Raw genomic sequence first — 19,531 nt, forward strand, 5'->3', positions numbered from 1 at the left:
GAGCTTTTCCTGCAACACTATGGCTGACGCAGTTCCCGTTCGGCGCTACGACCTGTTTGTGCAGGCTTCCCGGCTGCTGCAGCGCTACCGGCAGCTCACGCCGGAACTCCGTCCCATAGGGCTAGAGGTGGCTCTGGCCATCCAGTATCACCGCGCTCAGGCCGGATCGGGATCTCTGCTGCCTTGGGTGGGATCCCCTCGCGGACTGCCCTTGCAGCAAGTGGCCCAGCGCATTTGCGACCCGTTTTACAGCAAAACCCATCCTCTTTTGCCGACCCTACCCGAAACTGGCGAGCCTTTGGTGTGGCCTCTGTTCAACCAGGGGGAAAACGGTTTGATCCGGCCCCTGGCCCCGAGCAAAGTGGGCGGGAAACTGGCGGAGCGGCGCTGGCTCAAAGCCTGCAACAGCCAGGAAGGGATCGGCTGTCATGCTTTGGCGGCCCACTTGTGGCAAGACGAGCGCTTTTTGGCCGAAGACCGGGATCTCTGTCCTTTCCGCCTTTATGATGGGCGCTACCCCTTGAGCGTGGATCAAGGGCGACAGACTTGCGGCTTTGACGATCACCCCTGTGGCTGGCAGCCGGGACACCCCAAAATGTTGCAGGTGGTGGGCAAAGGCAAACAGGCCGAGATCCTGCTCCCCCACTGGACGGATGACATGTGGGCGATGCTCATTCCCTCCCATCGTCCGCTGCCGATTTACCCGCTCTTGGTGATGCTTTACTTTGGCCAAGAAACTTTGCAAAAGGGGCGGAGCAGCCTCTCCATCGAGCAATTTCGTCTGGATTTTCAGTTTAGCCAGTCTCAACTGCGCCTGTTGTTCGACACCCACCCTGAGCACCCCTTGAATCGACACCTGCTTACCTGGGCTCAGCAGCCAGAGGTGGAGTGGGGATCCACAGAACTCTTGCCCCAGATGCCGCCCCTCCTGCATCAACCTGCTGGGGGCAAGGTGGTTTTGGATCCCGATGAGCCGCCCCAGTTCCGCAGCAGTGGGATCCCTCACAGCGCCGGGACAGACCCGCTGATGGCAGAACGCCGCCGTCGACGTCAGTTGGAGCGCAGCGAGCGCCACAACGAGATCTTGCACCAGTTTCGCCGCTGGTTCCGCCTGGCAGGATTGGAAGTCCGGGAGGATCAGCATACCTTTGACTTTTTGGCCGTGGCGGACGGGCATCTGCTTTTGGCCGAAGTGAAGCTCCTGCACCACAAGGATGCGGCAGAGGCTTTGCAGGAAGTGGTGGGACAGTTGCTCTACTACGAGCGCTTTGCCCTCGGCCCCTGGATCGAGCAGGGCTTTTCCGTTCAGAAGGCCGCCGTTTTCGATGGACCGCCGCCGGATCCCTATGTGCGATTTCTAGAAGACCTGGGCATTGCCACCTACTGGATCAACGAGCAGCAGATGATCGATGGGCCAGAAAACTCTTTACGCCTGCTGCGCCAGATGGGGGTGCGGGTACGACCGGATCCCGAATTGGGGGATTAGGGGAAAAAGCCTGCCCATGTTCTCCCCTGAGTTTTGACTCAGGCGGGGGTAACTTCTTGTCTTCTTAAGCGTACCTTAGCTGCCCCTTTAATTCCTTCCTGAAGATGGTATCCATACAGACGGTAAAAATACGGGATCCTTTGAAGTTTCGGGAGGAGTGAAGCAGATGTGGTCTAGGGTTACTTCGCGTCGTGTTGCCCAATCAATTGCGGTGCTAGTTTTTGGTTTGGTGCTTTTGGTTTCTCTGCAAGGGTTCGGCTCCAGAAGAACTCTTTTGCCAATACTTACACCTGTGCCAGCACCGACCCCGACTTCAACACCCACAGCCACGCCAACACCGACGCCCACGCCGGGAGGCTGTGATCCCAACGCCAACCTGATCCCAGTTGGCACTGTCCAGGGCACTGGCTTCACTTCCCCCCTGGTGAACCAAACAGTCACGGTTTCTGGAATCGTAGTAGGAGACTTTGAAAATGAGGGGGTGGCTGGCCAAACCTATCTTCAGGGCTACTACCTACAAGATGATGGTGACGGGAATCCCGCCACATCAGATGGCATCTTCGTTTTCAGTGGCACAGCTAATAACGTCAGGCTTGGGGATAGGGTTCAGGTGACCGGAACGGTTGCTGAGTTCCGCCAGCAAACCCAGCTCTCCAACGTCACCAGCTTTACTGTCTGTAGCTCTGACAATCCGTTGCCGGCCCCAGTGCAGATCTCTCTACCGCTGACTGCGGAGCAAAGGGAAGCTCTGGAAGGAATGCTGGTCACATTTGGAAATCAGCCCCTGTTTGTAACCGACTCCTTCTTGCTGGGACGCCACGGGGAGCTGAGTGTGGCCACAGAGCGGTTGTTCACTCCTACGCAAATTGCGGCTCCCAGCCGGGCAGCTGCCATTCAAGCGGAAAACGACCGAAAGCGGATTCGCATTGATGACCGGCTGCTCACCCAAAACCCAGATCCGGTTATCTACCCCACTCCGGGTGGCCTGAGCGCGGCTAACACTGTGCGCGGCGGCGATCGCGTCAGCAACATCACCGGGATCATGACCCAGTTGCGAGGCCGGAATGTCAGTGGCGATGTGGATGCGACCATCGACTACCGTATCCACCCCAATGATCCCAACAACTTGCCCAGGTTTACAGCCACCAACCCTCGCCCGCAAAACCCACCCTCAGTAGGGGGCTCCCTGAGGGTAGCTAGCTTTAACCTGTTCAACTACTTCAACACCTTCGGCAACGCCTGCTTCCCCAATAACTCCTCCTGTCGGGGAGCCAGCAACGCCACCGAGTTCACCCGCCAGCGGGATAAGCTCATCGAGGCTATTCGCCGCATGGATGCCGATATCGTAGGCCTCAACGAGTTAGAAAACGATGGATACGGTTCGAATAGTTCCATTCAGGATTTGGTGAACGGGCTCAACCAGGTCATGGGGGCAGGAACCTACGCCTTTGTGAATGTTGGAGTGCCCAACCTGGGCGGCGATGCCATCACCAACGGCTTTATCTACAAGCCAGCTACGGTTGAAATTGCCCCCGGCACTAACCCGGCCTTCCTGGACACAGGGGAATTCACCCAAGGCCCCGGACGCTTCCATCGTCCTCCTCTGGCTGTAACCTTCCGGCAGCGGAGCAACAACGCCACCTTCACTGTTGTGGTCAACCACTTCAAGTCCAAGGTTTCTCCCTGCGATCCTATTGACAACGATCCCTTCCAAGGCAATTGCAACGGCAACCGCACCCGGGCCGCTCAGCAACTCTTGAGCTGGCTCGCCACCAATCCAACTGGCTCCACCGATCCGGATGTGTTGATTATGGGGGATCTCAACTCCTACGCTATGGAGGATCCGATCAAAACTCTGGAGGCGGGCGGGTTCATCAACCTCAATGGCTCCAACAGCTACTCCTTTAGCTTCCAAGGACGGTGGGGATCTCTGGATCATGCCCTGGCCAATAGCAGTCTGAGACCCCAAGTTACAGGCTCAGCTAAGTGGCACATCAACGCTGATGAGCCCGTGAGCTTGGACTACACCCTGAGCTTCAAGAGTCCCTCTCAGCAGAGCCTCTTCTACGCCAGCGATCCCTTCCGTTCTTCCGACCACGATCCGGTGCTCGTTGGCTTGAACCTGACTCCGGCCCCAACACCGACGCCGACGCCCACACCGACACCAACTCCTCCTTCCGTTAACCTGCCTTTGACTGAAGGCTTTGATAACTGCAACCCTGCTCCAGCCGGCTGGCAGATTGTGGATGTGGACGGCGACACCAGTCGTTCCTGGCGTTGTGTCAACTCCCTTGCCGAGGCCAACGCTTTCAACGGTCAGCAACCGGGTAATGACTGGCTGATCACTCCTCCTCTGAACCTGGCTTCCGTCAGCAACCCAGTTCTGACCTTCCGCAATCAGAGTTCTTTTAGCGATAACGGCCTTCCTCCTTCGCAACAACTAAGCGTTCTTTACTCCACCAACTACAGCGGTGCAGGCACTCCAGCGGCAGTGAATGCAGCCACTTGGACTGCTCTGACGATTCCCGCTCTCTCTACGGGCTCTACGGGCAGCTTCGTCGACTCCGGCCCGATTTCTCTGGCTGGGATCCAGCCTTCCAACCGTGTTTACATTGCCTTCCGCTATCGCTCTTCTGGTACAGCTTCCGGCTTGGCCACTCGCTGGCGGGTGGATAGTGTCAACATCTCCGGGAACTAGGTGTGGGATCCCAGTGCCAACCTGAGTCTGATTGGCAGTGGCTGGGAAAGTGGATCTGCTTCCTCAGCCGTAACGCTCTCCTATGTGGTCTTGGCCGGGATCCACCGTTGCTCAGCGGGTTTCGAGCAGAGGGATTGACTTTTGGAGCACGGACTAAAGGGAGAGGAGCCGGGGGTGGTTGCCTTTGGCGGCACGGAGCGCTTAAGACACTTCGGGAGAAAAATGGTTGAGGATCCGGGGGGATTGCAATGTCCTCGTCTCAATCGAAATGACCTCATTATGGGATCCCCACCTGGGCGCAGATGTGCCCCTGTCGGTCGAACAACGTCACCGCCAACAGCAGGGATCGACCGGCATACTTTTGCACATAGCCTGTGGCTCGCTCCAGGATTTGGCGAGCCAACTCCTGCATCACGGGTGCTGCCCAGCCAAGGCCATCCAGATGGTGCACCGCTGCCTCTACTGTCCGCAACTCCAGCACTTGCCGTGCCTGTTCTGCAGTTCCCCCACGCCGGATCAGGGCTGCCGCCAGAATTTCCAAGCGGGCATCGGCCACGTGGCTGGAAGTGGTGAAGATCCCCCCTGCCAGCTTGATCAGCTTGCCGTGGTAGCCGATCAAATGAATGGACTCCGCCCCCCGCAGCGCCGCTTCCACCAGCAACGGCCCTATCCAATTGGCTACTCGCAGGATCTGGTTTTCCGGGATCCCTTGCCGCAGCGCCACCTGCTGCCCATGGCTGCCCACGCAAAAGATCAAATGCTTGTGCCGCTCCAACTTTTGTTGCAGCTCTTGGCGGGCTTGCTCTAAGCTCTCAACACTTGAGGAAGGCTCCACCTCCGCCCGCGTTCCCAACAGGGCCAGCCCTTCCAGCACCCCAAAAGCAGCATTGGAGGTGCGCTCGGCCAGCAGCTTTCCTTCAGGCAAGATAATGCGAACCCGCAACCGGCAATCGGGGGGGATCCCGGGCAAAAGATTGATCTCAAACAAACGGCGGGCATAGGCATAAATGGCCGGGCTGCCATCGGTGCGTCGCCCCAGCCCTTCCCCGGCTTCCAAGATCAAGGGGGGATCCTCGGGATCCCTCTCCTCCAACCTCACCCAAGCCCAGACCGGTGTGTCGCGGGTGAGATCCAGGTGGGGGCCGGGATCCGAGCGGGTAATGGCCAGAGCTGTTGTCTTCTCCAAGGCAGCTACCTGCTCCACTGGGATGTGGATCCGAGCCTCAAGGGACTGGGGCTCAGCCTGCACCGCAACAACCAAGCGCCCCCCTTCCTTCTCCAAAGGGATCCCCAGAAGGTGGTGAAGAGCAGCCCTGGCCGAGGCAACGGCGAAAACGGGCAAGGTATAGCCCCGCGGTCGGGATCCCTGAACAGCATCCTGCATCTGCACAGCTTTTTGCTTCGGAAATGGATGACCGGAAAACCAAAATCTCCGGAAAATGCACACCTCAATTGTGGCTTGTGAGAGAACCCAGGAGTTTCGGGGAACACCTCCCGGAAGCAATCGTTAAATGATCTGGGGGAAGAAGAGGGGATCCGAAATTTGCCTTTTTCAATAAAGGTAGTCGAAAACTGGGGCAGCTATGAGCGAAGCAGTGCAGCACTACCTTGAGCGTCTGGAGTCGCAAATACAGGAGCTAAAAGCTGCCATCGAGCGGATGCCCGAGCAGGTGGTGGCCGTTCTCCTGGCTACCCAGGAAGCCAAAAAAAACACCCCCGCCCCCTCCCGTTACAGCGTTCTAATCTCAGACTTGGTGGAAGATGGCAGCCACAACTTCCTGCTGGATGATGAACCCACCGTGGTGAGCAACCGCAGCATGGGGCATGAGCTGGCCCCCGAAGCCCAAATACAGCGCCTGAGTGCCCAGTTAACCGCTGCCTACAACCGCATTGCCGCTCTGGAAGAGCAGCTCTTGGCCCAGCGCTTGCAACACTAAACCAAACCGACAGTCGTCCGGACCGGTCTGGAAAGGCTTCAACGGGGAACAGCAGAGGGCTTGCCTTTGCGTTGCACATCCTGCATCTGGAAGCCGTGCTTGCGCAGCTCTTGATCCAGCACCAGCTCGTTTTCCACGTGATCCACAAACAACACGCCGTTGAGGTGGTCGATTTCGTGTTGGATCACCCGCGCCAGCAAATCGTCGGCTCGAAGAGTGCGGGGCCGCCCCGTTTCATCCTTGAACGAAACCACAATCCCTTCTGGGCGCACGACCTCGCAAAACACCCCCGGAATGCTCAGGCAACCCTCCTGCCCGGCAACGGCCTCGCCAATGTACTCCCGGATCTCCGGGTTGATCAGCACCAGCGGTGGCACCTCCGGCTTATCGGGATAAAGATCCACCACAATCATGCGCTTGGGAATGCCAACCTGCGGAGCCGCCAGACCAATCCCATCGAAGCTGTACATGGTCTGCAGCATGTCCCGGGCAAGCTGGCGGATCTCGTCGTTGACCTGGCTGATGCGCTTGGCCGGCTGCCGCAGCACCTTGTCCCCCATGCGATAAATGTGCAGGGGCGGATGCTTCAGCTTCACTTTGGGAACAGCAACAGAAAGGGTAGCCACCATCCGGCAGATCTCACAGAATAACAGCAGGTATCAGGCCTGGATCCCCATTCTACATTCAGTCCTGGTTGTGCTGAAACCATTGTTGCCTAGCTCTCCTCTCGTTTTTGATTTTGAAGAGGGGGTAGGGACCTGTTTGGGATGATCATGGCTCAGGGTTGCCGTCGCCAGCCTCTGGAAGTCGTTGGGCCTGTTGGTCAATTCCCTGCTTAAAGCCCAAGGCCACCAAAATATTGGAGAGGGTGAGAAAAGCCTCTGCCCCTCCATGCAAGGGATCCACGTTGGCCAGGGAAGTGCCGTAGTGAACCTGAGCGTACAGCCCTGCCGGGATGCTGACGGCAACAAATAGCAACAGCAGCCAAAATCCAACCAAGGCCAAACGTGGGATCCGGCGCAGCCGCGACAGGAAGAATAAAAAGACCAGGTAGGGGAACAAAGAAAGGGCAAATAAACTGTTCATCGCCTAGTCGGGATCCCCCTTCTGTGCAGGCTCATCCACCCTTTCAGCCCGCCAAATGCGGTAAGCAGCCCAAGCCAGGGTGCAGTTGCCCAGCAAGGTCAAGCTGGCCTGTGCAGTGACCACCCAGTCCAACTTGGGGTCGTTGTCAAACCAGTGCCAGGTGATCGCGCACATTGCCCCCGACAAAGCGGGCAGCATCGCCCAGCTTAGACCTCGCCATTCGGGCCGGCCCACTCGCTCCCCAAATTGCCACACGAGCACAATAGCAGCGATCCACTCCAAAACACTGGCAATGTGAATCCACCAGGTGGGAAGCGAAAGGGCGTGCATCAGGCGCTGAGGGAATGACGCAGCAGTTGGCGGTAAGTGGCCTCCTGCAACAGCATTTGCTTGTGCAGTTTGACCAAGATGTCCTTGGCCTGCTCGGGGCTCATGCGAGAAACCAAGGTCTCGAAAGCCCGCTGGCGAAATTGCTGCTCCAAAGAGAGCTCTAGCGTTTCATCCATCATTATCACCTCAGGGTGCTCAGGTAGAGAGGTCTGCAAAGAGTTCCAACAGCGCAGATCTGGCCAGGTAGTGCAAGCGGGATAATACATATCTTAACAAATCGCAACAACGTGACAAGATGCCGGATCTCGACGTGCCGGAAGGGAGCTTGGCCGAGGCGAGGGCAGAGAACCTCAACCCAGTGGCAGAAAAAGTACAGGCCCGTCAAGTTGGACAAAGGTGCATTTTGGATGGGGAAGGGGGAAGATTTTCCGGCAGGGATCCCTTTACATCCTTTCACGTTGTGCGACTTAGCAAGGCTCCATGATAGAAGTGAAGTACTCTGGAGCTTTGTTGCCACCCTTGCTGATTGGTGACTTACCTTGCTTGAATTGCCATGACCATTTTTGTGGGGAACCTGAACTATAAAGCCTCAACAGAAGAACTAAAAGCTTTCTTCCAGCAGAGGTGGAACGTTAAGTCGGTTACAATCCCGATAGACCGAGAAACCGGGCAGACACGAGGCTTCGCGTTTGTGGATCTGGCAACCGAGGCCGAGGAAGATGAAGCTATTGAGAGCGCGAACGGGCAGGAATTCATGGGCCGGCCTCTGCGTTTGGATCGAGCCAGGCCCCGCCGCCAAGCCTAAGCAAAGATTGTTCAACCCTGGGTTTGCCATTCTGGACAACCAAAGGACTCCGTCCCGCTAACGCGAACGGCAAGGTTTATCCCAACAGATGGGAGAGCTGCAAAGTCTCCAAGAGCGCCCAAGATGGTAAGGTTGCTACATCTTTCCGACATTCATCTGGGCAGTGGCCTTGCCTACGGCCACATTAACCCGGCCACCGGCCTGAATACCCGTTTGGAAGATTTTGTAGCTTCTTTGCGCTTGTGCATTGACCATGCTCTCAACCAAGCGGTGGATCTGGTGTTGTTTGGGGGCGATGCTTTCCCCGATGCGACACCCCCCCCTCTCCATCAAGAGCTTTTTGCCCAACAGTTTCGCCGCCTGGCCGATGCAGGGATCCCAACCGTCCTGTTGGTGGGCAACCACGATCAGTACGGGCAGGGACAGGGAGGCAACAGCCTGGCTATCTACCGCGCTTTGGGGGTCTCAGGCTTTATTGTGGGGGACAGACTGGAAACTCATCGGATCGAAACTCGCGGTGGCCCGGTGCAGGTGACCACTTTACCTTGGCTGAGTCGCTCTGCTCTACTCGCCCAACAGGAAAGCTTGGCGCTTGAAGGGGAAATCCTCGCGCATCAGCTCCTGCAGCGCCTCCGCCTAGCCCTAGAAGGGGAGATCCGCACCCTGCAGCCAGGGATCCCGGCAATTTTGTTGGCTCACGTCATGGTGGAGACAGCCCGCTACGGAGCAGAACGCCATCTTTCGGTGGGCAGAGGATTTACGGTGCCCCTTTCGCTGCTGGCTCGGCCTGCCTATCAATATGTTGCCTTGGGGCATGTACACCGTCACCAGGTGCTGTGTCGGGATCCCTTGATGCTCTATCCCGGCAGCATTGAGCGGGTGGATTTTGGCGAAGAAAAAGAGGAAAAAGGCTGTGTGCTGGTGGAAGTCACCCCTACGGGGGCCAGCTATGAATTTTTGCCCCTGCCAACCCGTACCTTTCACACCATTCGCCTGGATCTGAGCGCAGATCCACCCCAGCAGGCGCAGTCCAAGCTGCTGGCCGCCATCGCCAAGGCCCCCGTGGCCGGCTCCATCCTGCGGTTGATCTACCGCATACGGCCCGACCAGCTAGAGTGCATTGATGAGCGGGCTCTGCACAACGCTCTTGCCCCTGCTTTTAGCTACACCATCGCCCCAGAAGTGGTCAGCCCCAGCCGCATCCGTCTGCCGGGATGGGATCCCAGCCGACTTGAGCCCCTGACGGCTCTGGAGCAGTATCTGGCCGACCGCAGCGATCTGGCCCCCTTGCACAACGATTTGCTGGCCGCGGCCCGTCAGTTGTTGGAGGAATATGTGGATCCCTTGCAGGACTGGGATCCCAACTGGGAGGAGCCGGGAGCTTCAAGCCCTGCCTCAGCAGAAGAGGAGCAGTTGCCTTTGTTTTGATTGGTTTTGAGATGCTGATACATTCACGCTGAACTCTCCTGAACATGGTTCAGGAAAGAAGCGATCGCATCCTGCCTATCTCTGAGCAGGAAGGCGGTATCCCGCAAAGCCCTGAGGAATACCCCCCGAGCGCTTTCCCCCTTCACTTCCCGGCAACCGTTGCGGTGGACTCAAGGATCAGGGGGGAAACTTGGTCTACTATATCCCTCTCAATGACTTTTGCCAAACCGCCTAAAGCTCAGTAAATTCAGCAAAGTTCAGGGTTTTGGGGGTTAGAGGCATGCTCTCTTTGTCGCCTCAGGGTTCATAGGGGTGGGGATGGGGGATCCCTGTACGAAGAAATCAGGACAGGAGTGCTCGCCAAAGCTGCGGGCTCCTCAAGTTTCAAGTGATCTGAATCACTTCGAAATGGCAAAAAGCAACACAAACTGGGAATCGGGTTGAAGACGTTGGCAACGACGGCATCAGCTCACTCACAGGGAACTGACTCAGACTGGTAGACCTCACACTGCCAGTCTTTTTTTGTTTAGGGCCTGGGGGCTGTGAAGTCGCAGCGAGCGGGGGATCCCTTTCTAGCATTCATGAAATTCCCATCTTCTTTTCTATAGAGTCAGCTAGAAATCGCAGGAGCCCCGCACTGTACCCGTAGGGTCAGTGCCGGGAGGAATGCGAGGTTACAATAGAACCATGACCCAAGTCCTGACCGTCTCCTGCAAGCTCAAGGTGTCCCAGTCGCAAGCCGCCAAATTGGACGCGACGATGGAGGCTTTTGGCCAAGCCTTGAACTGGGTCAACCAGAACACGCCGGAGAAGATCGTCAACGCGGTCAAACTGCAATCCCTTTGCTACTACGAGATTCGAGCCCGGTTCGGCTTGTCCAGTAACTTGGCTCAACAGGTGTGCAGACGGGTAGCGGGTTCCCGCAAAGTGGCTAAGCAGAAAAAGCGTCCCGTCAAGGAGTTTAAGAGCGGCTTTGTTACCTACGACGCTCGCATCTTTTCGTTCCGTCAAAAAGACTGGACGGTGTCGCTGACCACGGTGGAAGGGAGAGAACGCTTTGAGCTAGCCATTGGTAACTACCAGAGGGGAATGCTGGCTGGCTCTAACCCCAAATCGGCCACCCTAGTCCAGCGGAAGGATGGCTCCTACTACATCCAGATTTGCGTAGAGAAAAAACCACCCAAGCAACAAGATACCGACAAGGTGATCGGGGTGGACTTGGGAAGGACAGATATTGCCCATACGTCAGAGGGGGACAACTGGAATGGACAGCAGTTGAGCCGAGTTCGAGACCACTACTCCCGGTTGAGGGCGGTACTCCAACGCAAAGCCAGTAAGGGCACACGCAGTTCGCGGCGCAGATGCAGAGAACTGTTGCAACGGCTGTCTGGCAAGGAGAGACGCTTTCAAGTGTGGGTCAATCATCGCATCTCCAAAGCTATTGTCTCCAGGGCAAAAGCTACCAACAGCGCTATCGCTCTGGAAGACCTGACAGGGATCCGGGAAAGGGTCAATCAACAGCCACGCAGCAAAGCCGAGCGGCGCAGGGCCAACAGTTGGGCGTTCTACCAACTACGTCAATTTCTGGAGTACAAGGCGAGGGTTGCAGGGGTTTCTCTGATTCTTGTGCCGCCCGCCTACACGTCGCAGACCTGCCACAAGTGTTTGCATATCCATCCCGATCCTGCGCAATCCTACCGCAGTGGCAAGTCGTTCAAGTGTGGGCACTGTGGATGGGAAGGGGATGCGGATTTGAATGGTGCGAATGTGATTGCGCTTTTGGGGGCTGTCGTAAACCAGCCTAGAGGTCCGGGCTTGTTTTGTTCTCTGGTAGAGCAGAGCAGGCTCAGGGCTACTGAAAGCCCGCTCCGTACCGCTTTAGCAGTCGGAGTCGGGTAGTTTACTGCAAGTAGGTGTAGGCCCGCAGATTGTCTTCAAAGTGCTGCTGCAAGGCGCGGGCTTGATCCAGCGTGATCTGCCCTCGCTGCAGGGCGGTCTCGGTGGCGTGGTGGAGGGTCTCCACCAGATCTTCGCTGTTGTACTGCACCCAGCTCAGCACCTCGCCGATGGTGTCCCCCTTGATGACTTGGGAAACGTGGTAGCCGCCGGGGCGGGAGCGAATATGCACCGCGTTGGTATCGCCAAACAGGTTGTGCAGATCCCCTAGGATCTCCTGGTAGGCACCCCCCAGAAACACCCCCAGTAGGTAGGGATGCCCGTCAGGATCATGCAGCGGCAAAACCGAGGTGATTTGCCCGTCTTCGCCAAAGAAGCGGTTGATCTTGCCGTCGCTGTCGCAGGTCAGATCCGCCAGGGTAGCCCATTGGCGTGGCTCCTCATCCAGACGGTGGATGGGCATGATGGGGAAGACCTGGTCGATGGCCCAGCTATCCGGCAGGGATTGGAATAGAGAGAAATTGCCGTAGTAGATGCTGGCCAACATTTCGTCCAGATCCAAGAGATCCACCGCCACGGGGTGCCCTGCTTGGTGCTGCTCGTAGGCCAAGGTGCAGATCTTGTCGGAGCAGTTCCAAAACAGGCGTTCCACCTCGGCCCGCTCCTGCAGGCTGAGGGATCCCTCAGTGAACTGGCGCAGGGCGGCCTCCTTCAGCTCCTGACAACGGCGGTAATTGACCACCAGAGTATCGGGCTGGATTTGGTAGTAAAGCTGGTTTAGCTTCTGGATCACCTCCGCATCGGAAGTGAGCTGGGTGGGCATCGGGTAGGGGCTGGCAGCGTTGACATCTTGCACGTCAAACACCAGCACCGACTGGTGGGACATCAGGGCGCGTCCGCTTTCGGTCACCAGTACCGGCGGCTGGATCCCGTGGGGTTCCAGGGCGGTGAGCACGGTCTGCACCACGGTGGCGGCGTAGTCCTCCATGCTGTAGCTCTGGGAAAAAGGATTGGGGGACTGGGATCCGTCGTAATCAACCCCCAAGCCGCCGCCGATATCCAGGTAGCCCATGGGGGCCCCCAGCTTGGTGAGTTCGATGTAGATTTGGCTGGCTTCCCGCACGGCTCGTCCATGCACGCTCACCATCGAGATCTGGGAGCCGATGTGGTAGTGCAACAGGCGTAGACAATGCAGCTTGCCCGCTTCCCGCAGCCGTTCCACCACTTGCAAAATCTCGGTGGCCGTGAGGCCGAACTTAGCCCGATCCCCAGCCGAGGTGCCCCAGCGTCCACTGCCCTGGGCGGAGAGCTTGGCCCGTACCCCCAAGATGGGGTCGATGCCCAGTTGGTCGGCAGCCTGCAGCACCAGCTCCAGCTCTTGCAGCCGCTCCAAAACGATGATGGGTGTGCGCCCCAGCCGCTGGGCCAAGAGAGCCGTCTCCATAAAATCCCGGTCTTTGTAGCCGTTGCAGATCAGCAAAGCCCCGGGAGTATCCAGCAAAGCTAGGGCAATCAACAGCTCCGGCTTGGATCCCGCCTCCAGGCCAAAGTGGTAGGCACGACCGTGTTTCACCACTTCCTCCACCAGGTGGCGCTGCTGGTTCACCTTGACGGGATAGACCCCTCGATACACGTTGGGGTATCCAAAGCGCTGGATGGCCTGCTGAAAGCTCTCGCAAATTTGCCGCATGCGGTCGGCCACGATCTCGGGAAAGCGAATCAAGAGGGGCAACTGCAGGCCCCGCGCCACCAGATCCATCACCAAGTGGTACAGGTCAATGCCCGGTTCCTGCTGCTGTAAGCCCTGTGGGGTCACCTCCACATGACCGGCGGCGTTGATACGGAAGTAGGGATCCCCCCAACCTGAGATGCGATAGAGCTTTTCGCTGTCTCGCAGTGTCCAGGGAGAACGAGTCAAAGTCGGCATAGTAGCCCCCCAGATACCGAGATGTGAACAGCGCAGGATTTCTGCACAGAATCCACAATATATTGCCTTATTCCAGAATATGTCAAGATTTTTCTGGTGCGGGGGGACTCAGGCCCAAAAACCGCTAAGCCTTGCCAGACAAGGCTTTGGCTTGAGGATCTCTGTGCAACTGCCGCAGAACTCAGCTCGCTCAATCTCTTGTTTGCGCTGTTTTTCTTGATTTTCCTCTTGAATTCTCCGTTTTCCGTCTCTCCTTTCTGAGCTTGGGTCGGATCCCGACTTTTGCTGGGAAGCGTAGCGAGGAATACGGGGATGGCGCAGAGGGAAAAGACAGCCACCTGGGGCAAGTGGGCCACGCACGGGATCCCAAGAGCTCTCGCCGGCAACCCTTGACAGGGCCCCGTGGGCAAGACAAGGATCGGGGCGGTGACCTCGGAGAACCTGAACCATGGCTCAACTGCCCCGCTTCCGTCGCCGAGAAGTGTTGCTTTCTTTATTGGCCACCGGCGCTACCTTGAGCGCCTGCCAAAGGGGATCCCGTTCTGACCAACCCAGCGGCAGGGATCCCGTTCCTGCCTCCGGCAGCCAGTCCTCCGACAAAGTTTTGCTGATCAACGGGGCCGGGTCCACCTTTCCGGCTCCTCTTTACTTGCGCTGGTTTTCCGATTACCGCCAGGTGGATCCCAAGGTGGAGATCAATTTCCAACCGGTGGGCAGCGCCGCTGGGATCCGGCAATTTATTGACCAGACAGTGGACTTTGCCGCCAGTGATGTGGCCATGACCGATGCCGAGATCGCCGAGGTGAAGCGGGGTGTGGTCATGATCCCGATGACCGCAGGCAGCATTGCCGTAGGCTACAACCTGCCGGGGATCCCTTCTGGACTCAAGCTGTCTCGACCCGTTTTGGTGAAGATCTTTCGCGGCCAAATCGACCAGTGGCGGGATCCGGAGATCCTGGCCCTGAACCCGGAGCTAACCATTCCCGATCTGCCCATCACCGTCTGCTACCGCTCCGATGGCAGCGGCACCACCGATACCTTTACCCGCCACCTGGCGGCCATCGATCCGGCTTGGGCCTCAGAAATCGGTGTTGGCATGTCGCTGGAGTGGCCGGTGGGCATTGGGGTGAAAGGCAACGAGGGCATGAGCGCCCAAATGCTTCTCAGCGAAGGGGTGATCGGCTACGTGGAGTCGGTCTATGCCCGCGAGCTGGATCTGTCGGTGGCAGCTCTGGAGAACCGCCGCGGCGAGTTTGTTCTCCCCTCCCCGGAAGCCTCGGCCCTGGCCTTGAGCGAAATTGAGCTGCCGGAAAACCTGCGGGCTTTTGTGCCGGATCCCGCTGGCCCTGGAGCGTATCCCATCGTCACCTACACCTGGATCCTGACCTACCGCCGGTACTCGGATCCCGCCATGGCCGCCGCCCTGCAAGCTGTGCTCCGCTGGGCCCTTACCGAAGGACAAGCCCTGGCCGAGGAGATGGGCTACCTGCCCCTGGCCGCAACCGTTGTGAACCGCGGCCTGGAGGCGCTGCAGCTTATCCAGAGCTAGCCTGGCAGCAGTCCCCCAAGAGTTGCCAATAGCTGCCAACCCAGGCCATACCCCAAGCGGCACCGAAAGCAAGGCTGCTGCAGGTACGGAGATCCGTAACCGGTCTGCCCTTCAGCCCCGAGAAATGGGCGGCATTCTCGCCCTGGCCTCGCCAACCAGCTGGTTAGGATCGACCCAGGAAGTGACCAAGCATCTGCCGGATTTTCACAGATTGGCTGCCCAAGCTACTTCACACAGGCTGGCGGCGGTAACCGAAGCAATGTACTCAAGAAGAGGAGAATAAGGAGCCGATGGGAAAAGTTGTAGGAATTGACCTGGGCACAACCAACTCGGTTGTCGCCGTAATGGAGGGGGGTGTCCCCACCGTCATCGCCAATGCTGAGGGTACTCGCACCACACCCTCGGTGGTCGCCTTCACCAAAGATGGAGAGCGCCTGGTGGGCCAAATGGCCCGCCGCCAAGCGGTGCTCAACCCGGAAAACACGTTTTACTCGGTTAAGCGGTTCATCGGTCGTAGGTACGATGAGCTGAATGCCGACTCCAAGCGGGTCTCCTACCAGGTGCGGCGGGATGAGCGGGGCAATGTCAAGTTATACGCCCCCCGCCTGAACAAGGAATTTGCGCCGGAAGAGATTTCGGCCATGGTGCTGCGCAAGCTAGCGGATGATGCCAGCCGCTACCTGGGCCAGCCGGTCACCCAAGCGGTGATCACGGTTCCTGCTTACTTTAATGACTCGCAGCGGCAGGCCACCAAAGATGCGGGCCGCATTGCCGGTTTGGAAGTGCTGCGCATCATCAACGAGCCGACGGCAGCCTCTTTGGCCTACGGCTTGGACAAGCGCAACAACGAGACCATCCTCGTCTTCGACCTGGGCGGTGGCACTTTCGATGTGTCCATCTTGGAAGTGGGGGATGGCGTTTTCGAGGTGAAATCCACCAGCGGCGATACGCAGTTGGGCGGCGATGACTTCGACAAGAAGATCGTCGATTGGATGGCCGAGCAGTTTAAGCAAATGGAAGGGATCGACCTGCGGCAAGACCGGCAGGCGCTGCAACGGCTAACGGAAGCTGCGGAAAAAGCCAAGATCGAGCTGTCCAGCGTTTCCGAAACCACCATCAACCTGCCCTTCATCACTGCCACTGCCGATGGGCCCAAACACCTGGAGCTGAAGCTCTCCCGCGCTCAATTTGAACACCTCTGTGCCGACCTGCTGGAGCGCTGCAAGGGGCCGGTGGAACAAGCCCTGCGGGATGCCAAGCTCACCAAGGCCGACATCAACGAAGTGGTGCTGGTGGGGGGATCCACCCGCATTCCGGCGGTGCAGCGGCTGGTGAGGGAGCTGCTGGGCAAAGAACCCAACCAAAGTGTCAACCCCGATGAGGTGGTGGCGGTTGGGGCGGCCATCCAAGCGGGTGTGCTGGCGGGCGAAGTCAAAGACGTGCTGCTGCTGGATGTCACCCCCTTGTCCTTGGGGGTGGAAACCTTGGGCGGCGTGGCCACCAAGCTCATCCCGCGCAACACCACCATCCCCACCCGCAAGTCGGAGATCTTCTCCACTGCCGAAGATGGGCAGACCTCCGTGGAAATCCACGTGGTGCAAGGGGAGCGGGAGCTGGCCCGCGACAACAAATCTCTGGGCCGCTTCAAGCTGGACGGGATCCCGCCGGCCCCCCGCGGTGTGCCGCAGATCGAGGTCACCTTCGACATCGACGCCAACGGCATCCTCAAGGTGACGGCCAAAGACAAAGGCAGCGGCAAAGAGCAGAGCATCTCCATCACCGGCGCCTCTACTTTGGATAGCAAAGAGGTGGAGCGCATGATTGCTGAGGCAGAAAAATACGCTGCCGAAGACCGGGCCCGCCGGGAGAAAATTGAGCGCCGCAACAAGGCCGACTCGCTGGCCTACCAAGCCGAGCGGCAGTTGAAGGAGTTGGGCGACAAGATCTCCTCCAGCAAACGCAGCCAAATCGAGACTCTGGTGCGAGAACTGCGGGAGGCCATCCAGCGGGAGGACGACAGCGCCATCCAGAGCAAAGAGCGGGAGCTGCAAGAGGCTCTCTACGCCATGAGCAGCGAGCTGTATCAACAGCCGGGGGCCTCCTCTGGCCCCACTCCCGGCTCAGGGAAAACCTCCGGCGGCAGCGATGATGTGATCGATGCCGACTTCACCGAGAGCAAGTGACTGCTCAGGGATCCCTCCGTGGGCCGCGGGCCCAGGGCGGATCCCGCCCTTACTTGTAGCGCCGATAATGAGGAGGGACGGGATGGGCGATGGCGTCTAGCCCGCCTCCTCATTTTCTTCAGTAGGTCGGAGGGAAGGAGCCCTTGCCGGGGACGCCTAGCCTCGTGGTTTTCTGCCCACTCTCAGCGATTTGCCTGCGGACGCCTCCATGCAAAACTTTAAGGACTACTACAAGATTTTGGGGGTCAGCAAAACGGCCACTGCCGATGAGGTGAAACAAGCCTATCGGCGCCTAGCCCGCAAGTATCACCCAGATGTCAACCCCAACGACAAAGCGGCTGAAGAGAAATTCAAAGACATTAACGAAGCCTACGAAGTTCTCTCGGATCCCGGCAAGCGCAGGCAATACGACCAATTTGGCCAATACTATCAGCAGGGCGGGTTTCGCTCCAGCCGCGATGCCTACACCTACAGCAGCAGCCCCTTCAGCCAAGACTTTGGGGGGAGCGGATTTGGGGGGAGTGGCGTCGATTTCAGCCAATTTGATGATTTTCAAGACTTCATCGATCAACTGCTGGGCCGGGTGCGCAGCCAAACCACAGACCGCAGCAGCGGATTTTCGGGATCCACTGGCAACACCAGTTACGATGCTGAGGCCACCATCCAGATCAGCATTCCAGAAGCTTTTGAGGGGGGCAAGCGTCGCCTGCGGGTGGGCGGGGATCGCGTGCTCGAGGTAAACATCCCGCCGGGAATTACGCCAGGGAAGCGGATTCGCCTGCGCGGCCAAGGCCACCCCAACCCCAACGGCGGTGCCGGTGATCTGTACCTTAAAATTGAGCTGAAAGACCACCCCTTCTATCGCCTAGAGGGATTCGACGTTTACTGCGATCTGCCCATCAGCCCCAGCGAAGCGGTTTTGGGCGCCCAGGTGGAAGTGCCCACCTTGGATGGGGTGGTGAAGCTGCGGATCCCACCTGGCATGCAGCCGGGGCGAAAGTTGCGGCTGGCGGAAAGGGGATTTCCCAAAGGCAACGGAGAACGGGGGGATTTTTACGTGGTGGTGCAGATCCATTTGCCCACCCAGATCTCCGAAGAAGAGCGAGAACTTTACGAAAAGCTGCAGCGGGTTCAATCCTACGATCCCCGCGCCACCCTTAAGCTCTAGCATTGATATTCTCCGATATTCTCCCACGGCCAAAGCCTCAAGATTCTTGACAAGCGCTCCGCGCCGCCTGAAAGCAGGAAGCCGCCCTTCTAGCTTGCTTCCGGTAGCGGTAGGGCGGGGCTGGAGGCCCAGCCTTGGGGTCAAGATGGGGTCCTGCTGGAATCTGGTTGCGTCGGCGGGACGGGAGCTGCATTTGCTTCCAGAGGTTCCTGACGAGAGCATCCCTGGCTCCATTGCAGTTGCCGCAGGATCCCGCGCAACAAGGCCACCTCGGCCACGGTTAGGCCGGCCCGCTGGAACAGGGCGCGAAACTTGAGCATTTTGCGGCGGGCTGTGTGGGGGTGCAGGTAGCCAATTTGCAGCAACAGCGCTTCCAGGTGAGCGAAAAAGCCTTGCAGCAGCTCGAAGGGGGCAAGCCTTTGCGGTGAGGGCACAGGAGGAGCGGGAGAAGGGCTCTCGCAGGCAAGGGTGTACAGCTCATAGCAACAAATGGCCACGGCTTGGGCCAAGTTCAAAGAGGGATAGGTCGCATCGGTGGGGATCTGGATCTGGCGATGGCAGAGGGCCAGCTCCTCGTTGCTCAAGCCGCGATCTTCGGGGCCAAACACGAGGGCGGCAGGGCCGGCGGCCAGCAGAGCGGGAAAGGCTTGGCGGGGGGACTGAATTTGCCATTCGGGTGGGTAGGTTTGGCTGCGCCCCGTTGTCCCGAAAACCTGCACACACCCTTGCAGGGCTTCGGGCAAAGTTTGCACCTTCCGGGCTTGATGGAGCAGGTCTGCCCCATGCACGGCTGTGGTGATCGCTTCCATATCGAGGGGATCGCATTGGGGATCCACCAGCACCCACTGCCTGAAGCCCATGTTTTTCATCACGCGGGCAATGGCGCCGAGGTTGCGCGGCCCAGCCGGCTGCACCAATACAAGCCGTACCTGCGCCAGTTGTTCAGGGCCAGAGTGGGGTAATATCGGCATCAGGTTGGGATCCCCCAGAGTGCCTAGAGTAGAGAAGAGGAGCTTGATTTTGTCATAGATTGCATCC

Annotated in this window: 17 protein-coding genes; 10 read left to right on the forward strand and 7 right to left on the reverse strand. The window is 58.4% G+C overall.

Going from position 1 to position 19,531, the window contains the following annotated elements:
* Positions 1–19: 19 nt before the first annotated feature.
* Positions 20–1,486: a hypothetical protein gene (locus tag ACVW0C_RS00270; RefSeq protein WP_011434306.1), complete on the forward strand. Its 1,467-nt coding sequence runs from the start codon at positions 20–22 to the stop codon at positions 1,484–1,486.
* Between the two features lie 166 nt (positions 1,487–1,652).
* Positions 1,653–4,184, forward strand: a complete 2,532-nt coding sequence (locus ACVW0C_RS00275) for an ExeM/NucH family extracellular endonuclease (RefSeq protein ID WP_457383943.1) — start codon at positions 1,653–1,655, stop codon at positions 4,182–4,184.
* Between the two features lie 277 nt (positions 4,185–4,461).
* Here ACVW0C_RS00275 and cbiD read toward each other — a convergent pair whose 3' ends face one another.
* Positions 4,462–5,568, reverse strand: coding sequence for a cobalt-precorrin-5B (C(1))-methyltransferase CbiD (gene cbiD / locus ACVW0C_RS00280; protein WP_457383944.1), 1,107 nt, complete (start codon positions 5,566–5,568; stop codon positions 4,462–4,464).
* A gap of 199 nt (positions 5,569–5,767) precedes the next feature.
* Between cbiD and ACVW0C_RS00285 the strand changes: the two genes are divergently transcribed.
* A complete protein-coding gene (locus ACVW0C_RS00285) occupies positions 5,768–6,121 on the forward strand; it encodes a hypothetical protein (protein WP_414350209.1) in 354 nt (117 codons plus the stop codon).
* 38 nt (positions 6,122–6,159) lie between these two features.
* Here the strand turns inward: ACVW0C_RS00285 and def are convergent, their stop codons facing one another.
* From def to ACVW0C_RS00305, 4 genes are all read right to left on the reverse strand, one after another.
* Entirely contained in the window at positions 6,160–6,750 is a 591-nt protein-coding gene (gene def / locus ACVW0C_RS00290) for a peptide deformylase (protein ID WP_414350211.1), read from the reverse strand.
* Positions 6,751–6,892: 142 nt separating this feature from the next.
* Positions 6,893–7,207 (reverse strand): DUF3593 domain-containing protein, encoded by a 315-nt coding sequence (locus ACVW0C_RS00295; RefSeq protein ID WP_414388950.1) that lies wholly within the window; start codon positions 7,205–7,207, stop codon positions 6,893–6,895.
* 3 nt (positions 7,208–7,210) lie between these two features.
* A complete protein-coding gene (locus ACVW0C_RS00300; protein WP_457383945.1) occupies positions 7,211–7,537 on the reverse strand; it encodes a DUF2499 domain-containing protein in 327 nt (108 codons plus the stop codon).
* Positions 7,537–7,713, reverse strand: coding sequence for an NblA/ycf18 family protein (locus ACVW0C_RS00305; protein WP_041437678.1), 177 nt, complete (start codon positions 7,711–7,713; stop codon positions 7,537–7,539). Before ACVW0C_RS00305 ends, ACVW0C_RS00300 begins: the two co-directional genes overlap by 1 nt.
* Positions 7,714–7,832: 119 nt before the next feature.
* Here ACVW0C_RS00305 and ACVW0C_RS00310 point away from each other — a divergent pair, with 119 nt between their 5' ends.
* The 4 genes from ACVW0C_RS00310 (at position 7,833) to ACVW0C_RS00325 (ending at position 11,669) form a co-directional block, all read left to right on the forward strand.
* On the forward strand, positions 7,833–8,021 hold the full coding sequence (locus tag ACVW0C_RS00310; RefSeq protein ID WP_414350215.1) for a hypothetical protein: 189 nt from the start codon (positions 7,833–7,835) through the stop codon (positions 8,019–8,021).
* A gap of 69 nt (positions 8,022–8,090) precedes the next feature.
* Positions 8,091–8,342: an RNA recognition motif domain-containing protein gene (locus ACVW0C_RS00315; protein WP_011434316.1), complete on the forward strand. Its 252-nt coding sequence runs from the start codon at positions 8,091–8,093 to the stop codon at positions 8,340–8,342.
* A gap of 123 nt (positions 8,343–8,465) precedes the next feature.
* Positions 8,466–9,770: a metallophosphoesterase family protein gene (locus ACVW0C_RS00320; RefSeq protein WP_457383946.1), complete on the forward strand. Its 1,305-nt coding sequence runs from the start codon at positions 8,466–8,468 to the stop codon at positions 9,768–9,770.
* A 687-nt stretch (positions 9,771–10,457) separates the two neighbouring features.
* Positions 10,458–11,669: an RNA-guided endonuclease InsQ/TnpB family protein gene (locus tag ACVW0C_RS00325; RefSeq protein ID WP_457383947.1), complete on the forward strand. Its 1,212-nt coding sequence runs from the start codon at positions 10,458–10,460 to the stop codon at positions 11,667–11,669.
* A gap of 1 nt (position 11,670) precedes the next feature.
* On the opposite strand, the gene speA is transcribed toward ACVW0C_RS00325, so the two are convergent.
* Positions 11,671–13,593: a biosynthetic arginine decarboxylase gene (speA, locus tag ACVW0C_RS00330; RefSeq protein ID WP_457383948.1), complete on the reverse strand. Its 1,923-nt coding sequence runs from the start codon at positions 13,591–13,593 to the stop codon at positions 11,671–11,673.
* Between the two features lie 448 nt (positions 13,594–14,041).
* On the opposite strand from speA, the gene pstS reads away from it, so the two are divergent.
* The 3 genes from pstS (at position 14,042) to ACVW0C_RS00345 (ending at position 18,493) form a co-directional block, all read left to right on the forward strand.
* Complete coding sequence (pstS, locus tag ACVW0C_RS00335) at positions 14,042–15,142, forward strand: phosphate ABC transporter substrate-binding protein PstS (RefSeq protein ID WP_457383949.1); 1,101 nt, start codon at positions 14,042–14,044, stop codon at positions 15,140–15,142.
* Positions 15,143–15,432: 290 nt separating this feature from the next.
* A complete protein-coding gene (dnaK, locus tag ACVW0C_RS00340; protein ID WP_414329477.1) occupies positions 15,433–17,325 on the forward strand; it encodes a molecular chaperone DnaK in 1,893 nt (630 codons plus the stop codon).
* A gap of 208 nt (positions 17,326–17,533) precedes the next feature.
* Positions 17,534–18,493 carry a DnaJ C-terminal domain-containing protein gene (locus tag ACVW0C_RS00345; RefSeq protein WP_457383950.1) on the forward strand — a complete coding sequence of 320 codons (960 nt, stop codon included), beginning with the start codon at positions 17,534–17,536 and terminating at the stop codon, positions 18,491–18,493.
* Between the two features lie 140 nt (positions 18,494–18,633).
* Here the strand turns inward: ACVW0C_RS00345 and ACVW0C_RS00350 are convergent, their stop codons facing one another.
* Entirely contained in the window at positions 18,634–19,464 is an 831-nt protein-coding gene (locus tag ACVW0C_RS00350; protein WP_457384028.1) for an RNA methyltransferase, read from the reverse strand.
* Positions 19,465–19,531: the final 67 nt, after the last annotated feature.

The sequence above is a fragment of the Thermostichus sp. OS-CIW-26 genome (assembly GCF_054058395.1).

Excerpts from the sequence above, each read along its gene's own strand:
- ACVW0C_RS00270 (WP_011434306.1), top strand. The coding sequence starts at position 20 with ATGGCTGACGCAGTTCCCGTTCGGCGCTACGACCTGTTTGTGCAGGCT.
- ACVW0C_RS00275 (WP_457383943.1), top strand. The coding sequence starts at position 1,653 with ATGTGGTCTAGGGTTACTTCGCGTCGTGTTGCCCAATCAATTGCGGTG.
- cbiD (WP_457383944.1), bottom strand. The coding sequence starts at position 5,568 with ATGCAGGATGCTGTTCAGGGATCCCGACCGCGGGGCTATACCTTGCCC.
- ACVW0C_RS00285 (WP_414350209.1), top strand. The coding sequence starts at position 5,768 with ATGAGCGAAGCAGTGCAGCACTACCTTGAGCGTCTGGAGTCGCAAATA.
- def (WP_414350211.1), bottom strand. The coding sequence starts at position 6,750 with ATGGTGGCTACCCTTTCTGTTGCTGTTCCCAAAGTGAAGCTGAAGCAT.
- ACVW0C_RS00295 (WP_414388950.1), bottom strand. The coding sequence starts at position 7,207 with ATGAACAGTTTATTTGCCCTTTCTTTGTTCCCCTACCTGGTCTTTTTA.
- ACVW0C_RS00300 (WP_457383945.1), bottom strand. The coding sequence starts at position 7,537 with ATGCACGCCCTTTCGCTTCCCACCTGGTGGATTCACATTGCCAGTGTT.
- ACVW0C_RS00305 (WP_041437678.1), bottom strand. The coding sequence starts at position 7,713 with ATGGATGAAACGCTAGAGCTCTCTTTGGAGCAGCAATTTCGCCAGCGG.
- ACVW0C_RS00310 (WP_414350215.1), top strand. The coding sequence starts at position 7,833 with ATGCCGGATCTCGACGTGCCGGAAGGGAGCTTGGCCGAGGCGAGGGCA.
- ACVW0C_RS00315 (WP_011434316.1), top strand. The coding sequence starts at position 8,091 with ATGACCATTTTTGTGGGGAACCTGAACTATAAAGCCTCAACAGAAGAA.
- ACVW0C_RS00320 (WP_457383946.1), top strand. The coding sequence starts at position 8,466 with ATGGTAAGGTTGCTACATCTTTCCGACATTCATCTGGGCAGTGGCCTT.
- ACVW0C_RS00325 (WP_457383947.1), top strand. The coding sequence starts at position 10,458 with ATGACCCAAGTCCTGACCGTCTCCTGCAAGCTCAAGGTGTCCCAGTCG.
- speA (WP_457383948.1), bottom strand. The coding sequence starts at position 13,593 with ATGCCGACTTTGACTCGTTCTCCCTGGACACTGCGAGACAGCGAAAAG.
- pstS (WP_457383949.1), top strand. The coding sequence starts at position 14,042 with ATGGCTCAACTGCCCCGCTTCCGTCGCCGAGAAGTGTTGCTTTCTTTA.
- dnaK (WP_414329477.1), top strand. The coding sequence starts at position 15,433 with ATGGGAAAAGTTGTAGGAATTGACCTGGGCACAACCAACTCGGTTGTC.
- ACVW0C_RS00345 (WP_457383950.1), top strand. The coding sequence starts at position 17,534 with ATGCAAAACTTTAAGGACTACTACAAGATTTTGGGGGTCAGCAAAACG.
- ACVW0C_RS00350 (WP_457384028.1), bottom strand. The coding sequence starts at position 19,464 with ATGCCGATATTACCCCACTCTGGCCCTGAACAACTGGCGCAGGTACGG.